Source organism: Sphaerisporangium corydalis, from assembly GCF_025506355.1.
Taxonomy (GTDB): domain Bacteria; phylum Actinomycetota; class Actinomycetes; order Streptosporangiales; family Streptosporangiaceae; genus Sphaerisporangium; species Sphaerisporangium corydalis.
This window is the reverse complement of sequence record NZ_JANZYP010000077.1, coordinates 38,450-44,750: the sequence shown is the minus strand read 5'-3', so window position 1 is coordinate 44,750 and position 6,301 is coordinate 38,450. Positions and strand designations below refer to the sequence as shown.

The following is a 6,301-nucleotide window of genomic DNA, read 5'->3' as shown; positions in this document are numbered from 1 at the left end:
TCGGGCAAGGCCGGCACCGTCCCGCCGATCGGCCAGGAGAAGATCACCCCCACCAAGGTGAAGAACGTCAACCTGCCGAAGACCATCGGCAAGGTCTTCTTCACGGTGGGCGACAAGGAGTACTGGTGCTCCGCGTCCTCGGTGCAGAGCAAGTACCACAACCTGGTCGCCACCGCCGGACACTGCGTGTTCGATGAGGGTGTCCAGAACGGTGCGCTCGACAACTGGGTGTTCATCCCGGGCTACTACCAGGGCAAGGCTCCCTGGGGCATCTACGTCGGCAAGGCCGCTTACACCCACTACGACTTCGCGGTGTACGAGGACTACGACAGCGACTACGCGTTCGTCACCGTCTACAACGGCATCGCCTTCGCCGGCGAGAAGGCCGTCTCCAAGGCGACCTACGACGGGTGGCAGGGCTACAAGTTCATCGACAAGCAGGAAATCGACAAGCCCGCTTACGACAAGCTGGTTGACGAGTTCGGCATCGAGAACGCCCCGGTCACCACGGAGACCACCGGCACCGAGGTCATCCTGCCCTGGGGTGCCAAGGACGGCGAGCGCGCCCGCAAGGAAGTCACCAAGGACGAGTACGACAAGGCCGCCTCGGTCCCGCGGAACGCGAACTTCCACCAGTCGCGTCGCGTCGAGAAGGTCGTCGTCAGCGAGGCCGACTACAACGCGTACACCGGCCCCGGCTACAAGAAGATCGAAGACCACGCGTACACCATCACCCACTACTACCTTTCGTACTGGGTGAAGAAGTCCTCGACGACCAAGTACTTCAAGCTCGTCTACGTCATCGAGTACTACAAGGACGCGGGTCGCCTGGGCGACAACGTCGGTGGCCAGGGCTTCACCTGGAACCAGAAGGTCGGCCAGCCGGTCTACGCGTTCGGCTACCCCGCGGCCCCGCACCCCGACGGTGACAAGCCGTTCACCGGTGTCACGCCGAAGTGGTGCTACGGCAAGACCTTCGCCGCCGCCGCGGCCGCGAAGTTCAAGGCGGAGGCCCAGATCGGCCTCAAGTGCTCCATGACCGCCGGTTCTTCCGGTGGCCCCTGGATCCTCAAGTACAGCAGCACGAAGCGTCTCGGCTACATCAACGGTGTCACCAGCCTCATCGGTGACGCTGACGCCAATGGCCGTATCGACTTCAGCACCTCGCCGTACTTCGACGCCGAGACCTACGCGATCTACAAGTCGGCCGCCAACCTCTGGTCCGGCTCGATCGTCACCAAGGACGGCGACCTCGTCTCCAAGGCCTGACGTTCTAGCCAGCTAGAGCACAGCAGTCCCAGCATCAAGGCAGGGCCCGGCATTCGTGCCGGGCCCTGCTCGCGTTCCCGGGTACTGACACGCTCCCGGACGACACGCTCCCGCCGTCCCGGCGTACGGGAGGCGCCCGCCCCTGACGGGCCGTGGAGAGCGCGGACACGGGAACCCGGGCCGGCGGCTCCAGGAGGCACCGCTCTCCGCGCGCCTCGGGTGCCGACCGCACAGAAAATTCGAGCATCGCGCGGAAATTTCGCCGCCGCTCGTCCACTGGGAGTGAGGGCACCGCGACTCTCTGGATCATGAGGGAGAGGGTGCGACAACCGGTTCACCCGGATTCCGGGCGATGCGGGGCGCTTAGACGTAGCCACACCCCGAATCGGCTCCATTGGTTCCATGTGATCTGCGTCACACTGGGCCGTTCGTGGAACCGTGGCGGTTCACTTCGACCACATCGGACCCAGAAGGTTGGCACCCGGCCTGATCTGCGAGTAAGGCCATGGGTTGCGCGTATCTGACAGGGTCTGTCCGCCTAGCGCGGGGGTTACGAAAGGGTCACGCCCGGGCGAAGGTCAAAATTCCCCCGGAATCGTCCCCACAGACCAAGATCTTCTCGCTATCTTCTGGTTATCCCTTTACTGACGCATGGGCCGCAAGATGCGTTCCACGACAGCCCAAGGAGTTTCCTTGAACACCCGTGCCAAGCGCCTCGTTCTCCCCCTCGGCGGAGCAATCGCCGCCACCAGCATGATCGGTGCGACTCTGGTCTCGTCGGCTTCCGCCGCGACCGCCCCCACCAAGAAGGTCGTCTCCCTGGCTTCCGCGACCAGCGCGCAGAAGATCACGGACTATTGGACGGCCAACTCGGGTGCCAACCTGAAGGCCGCCGCGCAGCTCACCGACGACAGCTCGGTCTCGGGCAAGGTCAAGCTCGGTGGCGGCGACGCCGCTCCGTCGGGCAAGGCCGGCACCGTCCCGCCGATCGGCCAGGAGAAGATCACCCCCACCAAGGTGAAGAACGTCAACCTGCCGAAGACCATCGGCAAGGTCTTCTTCACGGTGGGCGACAAGGAGTACTGGTGCTCCGCGTCCTCGGTGCAGAGCAAGTACCACAACCTGGTCGCCACCGCCGGACACTGCGTGTTCGATGAGGGCATCCAGAACGGTGCGCTCGACAACTGGGTGTTCATCCCGGGCTACTACCAGGGCAAGGCTCCCTGGGGCATCTACGTCGGCAAGGCCGCCTACACCCACTACGACTTCGCGGTGTACGAGGACTACGACAGCGACTACGCGTTCGTCACGGTCTACAACGGCATCTCGTACGCCGGTGAGAAGGCTGTCTCCAAGGACACCTTCGACAAGTGGCAGGGCTACAAGTACGGCAAGGACGTCGAGATCTCCAAGGAGGAGTACAACAAGCTCCTCGACGAGTTCGGCCCCAAGGCTCCCGTCTTCACCAAGCCGGCCGACACCCAGAAGATCGTCCCCTGGAACACCAAGGACGCGGCCCTCGCGACCAAGGAAGTCTCCAAGGACGAGTTCGACAAGGCCCCGAAGAACGACTCGGGCGTCAACTTCCAGCAGGCCCCCGAGCTGACGCAGACCATCATCGTCAGCGAGGAGGAGTACAACGCGTACACCGGTCCTGGCTACAAGAAGATCGTGGACCACGCGTTCACGATCACCAAGTACTTCCTGGCCTACAAGGTCGAAGTGACCTCGGCCACCAAGTACTTCAAGACCGTGTACTACATCGAGTACTACAAGGACGCGGGTCGCCTGGGCGACAACGTCGGCGGCCAGGGCTTCACCTGGAACCAGAAGGTCGGCCAGCCGGTCTACATCTTCGGCTACCCCGCGGCCCCGCACCCCGACGGTGACAAGCCGTTCACCGGTGTCACGCCGAAGTGGTGCTACGGCAAGACCTTCGCCGCCAAGCCCGCCGCCGCGTTCAAGGCGGAGGCCCAGATCGGCCTGAAGTGCTCCATGACCGCCGGCTCCTCTGGCGCCCCGTGGCTCCTGAAGTACAGCAGCACGAAGCGTCTCGGCTACATCAACGGTGTGACCAGCCTCATCGGTGACGCTGACGCCAATGGCCGTATCGACTTCAGCACCTCGCCGTACTTCGACAGCGAGACCTACGCGATCTACAAGTCGGCCTCGAACCTGTGGTCCGGCAAGATCGTCACCTCCGATGGCGACCTGGTCTCCAAGGCCTGACGTTCTCGGTCTGACGTTCTAGCTCGCTAGGAAGTCGCACAAGCACTCAGCAGGACCCGGCATCCGTGCCGGGTCCTGTTTGCTGAGGACCGCCTCGTTCGCGCTGACAGTGATATGCGTCACACAGCACAGGTCCGGCACGCCTCCCACCTGGTGTGCCAGAGGTCCGTTGGACCGATTCCACCTGTGCCTGGCCGGATGGCAGCCCCCTTCTTGGGCGCCCTCCGAGACGTCCAGATGGGCCACAGGCCCGGCGCACCGTCGAGCTTTGCGGCCCATTTCTCATGATCAGCCCGATAGGTTTCCCTCGTCCCTTTTGGGACGAGCGGGGCAGGAGTCACCTCCTGCGGCAGAACAAGGAGTCTCATTGAACACCCGAGTCAAGCGCCTCATGCTCCCTCTCGGTGGCGTCGCCGTCGCCACCGGCATGATCGCGGCATCCCTCACGGCCTCCGCGGCCGCTTCCGCCGCCGCTGCCCCGGCAGCGGACGGCCTGTCCACGACCAAGGCCGCCGCCCAGGAGACCGTGAAGTTCTGGACGGCCAGTGACGGCAAGGCCCTCAAGGCCGCCACCAAGTTCACCGAGGACGCCGCCGTCAAGGGCAGGATCCGGCTCGGCGGCGGCGACGCCGCCCCCGACGGCAAGACCGGCACCGTCCCGCCCATCGGGCAGGAGAAGATCACCCCCACCAAGGTGAAGAACGTCAACCTGCCCAGGACCATCGGCAAGGTCTTCTTCCGTCTCGACGGCAAGACCTACTGGTGCTCCGGGTCCTCGATCCAGGGCAAGTACCACAACCTGGTGGCGACGGCCGGGCACTGTGTCTACGACACCGACGCCAACCGTGACACCCTCGACCGCTGGGTCTTCGTCCCTGGCTACTACCAGGGCAAGGCTCCGTGGGGCATCTACGTCGGCAAGTCGGCGTACACGCACTTCGACTTCGCCAACTACGAGGACTTCGACAGCGACTACGCCTTCGTCACCGTCTACAACGGTGTCGAGGCCAGGACCTGGAAGGACGTCGGCCGCCTGGGCGACAACGTCGGCGGCCAGGGCTTCTCCTGGAACCAGAAGATCGGCCAGACGGTCTACGCGTTCGGCTACCCGGCCGGCCCGCACCCCGACGGCGACCACCCCTTCACCGGCCAGACGCCGAAGTACTGCTACGGCAAGACCTCGGCCGCCGGCCCGGTCTCCGGGTTCAAGGCCGAGGCCCAGATCGCGCTGAAGTGCTCCATGACCGCGGGCGCCTCGGGCGGACCGTGGATCGCGCAGTACAGCAGCACCAAGCGCCTCGGTTACATCAACGGTGTGACCAGCCTGGTGGGCGACACGGACGCCAACGGCCGCTTCGACTTCGCCACCTCGCCGTACTTCGACGGCGAGACCTACGCGATCTACAAGTCGGCCTCGAACCTGTGGTCCGGCAAGATCGGCAAGTGAACACCTCATGACCGCCGTCTGAGCGCGTTGTGACGAGGGGCCCGGCTTCGGCCGGGCCCTTTTCGCGTTTTTCAACCTCACCTCACAGTGAGGTTCCCCTTGCTAAAAATCCCTACAAGTGCCCAAATATCCGTTTTGCCCACCTGTTCATATGGGGATAGTAAAGAAATCGCATAGGCTCGAAGACATCCCCTTTGGGACGCATGGGACATAAGTGATGTTTCCATGTCAGAACAAGAGGAGTTATATGAGTTCCCGAGCAAAGCGCATCATCCTCCCTCTGGGCGCCGCCATCACCGCCACCGGCATGATCGGCGCCGCCCTCACCTCGTCGGCCACGGCCACGGCCAAGCCGAAGCCGACGAACGTCTCCCTCGCCTCCAGCAAGGCGAAGGCGAACGACACCGCGAAGTTCTGGAGTGCGAGCGGCGGCAAGCAGTTCAGGGCCGCCACCCGCTACACCAACGACTCCTCGGTGAAGGGCAAGGTCAAGTTCGGTGGCAGCGACGCCGCCCCCACCGGCAAGACCGGCACCGTCCCGCCCATCGGGCAGGAGAAGATCACCCCCACCAAGGTGAAGAACGTCAACCTGCCCAAGACCATCGGCAAGGTGTTCTTCCGCGTCCACGGCAAGCCGTACTGGTGTTCGGCGTCGTCGGTCCAGTCGAAGTACCACAACCTGGTGGCAACCGCCGGGCACTGTGTCTACGACACCGACGCCAACCGCGAGACCCTCGACCACTGGGTCTTCGTCCCCGGCTACTACCAGGGCAAGGCGCCGTGGGGCATCTACGTCGGCAAGTCGGCGTACACGCACTACGACTTCTCGGTGTACGAGGACTACGACAGCGACTACGCGTTCGTCACGGTCTACAACGGCATCAACGTGCGGACCTGGAAGGACGCCGGTCGCCTCGGTGACAACGTCGGCGGCCAGGGCTTCGCGTGGAACCAGAAGATCGGCGAGCCGGTCTACGCCTTCGGCTACCCGGCCGGCCCGCACCCCGACGGCGACAAGCCGTTCACGGGTGTCACGCCGAAGTGGTGCTACGGCAAGACCAAGCCCGCCGGCGTCTCCGCCGCCTACAAGGCCGAGGCGCAGATCGCCCTGAAGTGCTCCATGACCGCGGGCTCCGCCGGCGGCCCCTGGATCGCGAAGTACAGCAGCACGAAGCGTCTCGGCTACGTCAACGGTGTCACCAGCCTGATCGGCGACTCCGACGGCAACGGCCGCTACGACTTCAGCACCTCCGCGTACTTCGACAGCGAGACCTACGCGGTCTACAAGTCGGCCGCCAACCTGTGGTCCGGCTCGATCCGCTAGTCGATCGCACGCCGTTCCGCGAGGACCGGCAC

General features: G+C 64.4%; 4 protein-coding genes. All 4 read left to right on the top strand.

Features of this window, described 5'->3' with window-relative positions; all coding sequences use genetic code 11:
• A partial coding sequence (locus NYZ98_RS36000; protein WP_407696441.1) for a trypsin-like serine peptidase occupies positions 1–1,269 on the top strand: 1,269 nt, incomplete at its 5' end.
• A 693-nt stretch (positions 1,270–1,962) separates the two neighbouring features.
• Positions 1,963–3,498 carry a trypsin-like serine peptidase gene (locus NYZ98_RS35995; RefSeq protein WP_262848808.1) on the top strand — a complete coding sequence of 512 codons (1,536 nt, stop codon included), beginning with the start codon at positions 1,963–1,965 and terminating at the stop codon, positions 3,496–3,498.
• A gap of 367 nt (positions 3,499–3,865) precedes the next feature.
• Positions 3,866–4,945, top strand: a complete 1,080-nt coding sequence (locus NYZ98_RS35990) for a trypsin-like serine peptidase (RefSeq protein WP_262848806.1) — start codon at positions 3,866–3,868, stop codon at positions 4,943–4,945.
• Positions 4,946–5,192: 247 nt separating this feature from the next.
• Positions 5,193–6,269, top strand: a complete 1,077-nt coding sequence (locus tag NYZ98_RS35985) for a trypsin-like serine peptidase (RefSeq protein ID WP_262848800.1) — start codon at positions 5,193–5,195, stop codon at positions 6,267–6,269.
• Positions 6,270–6,301: the final 32 nt, after the last annotated feature.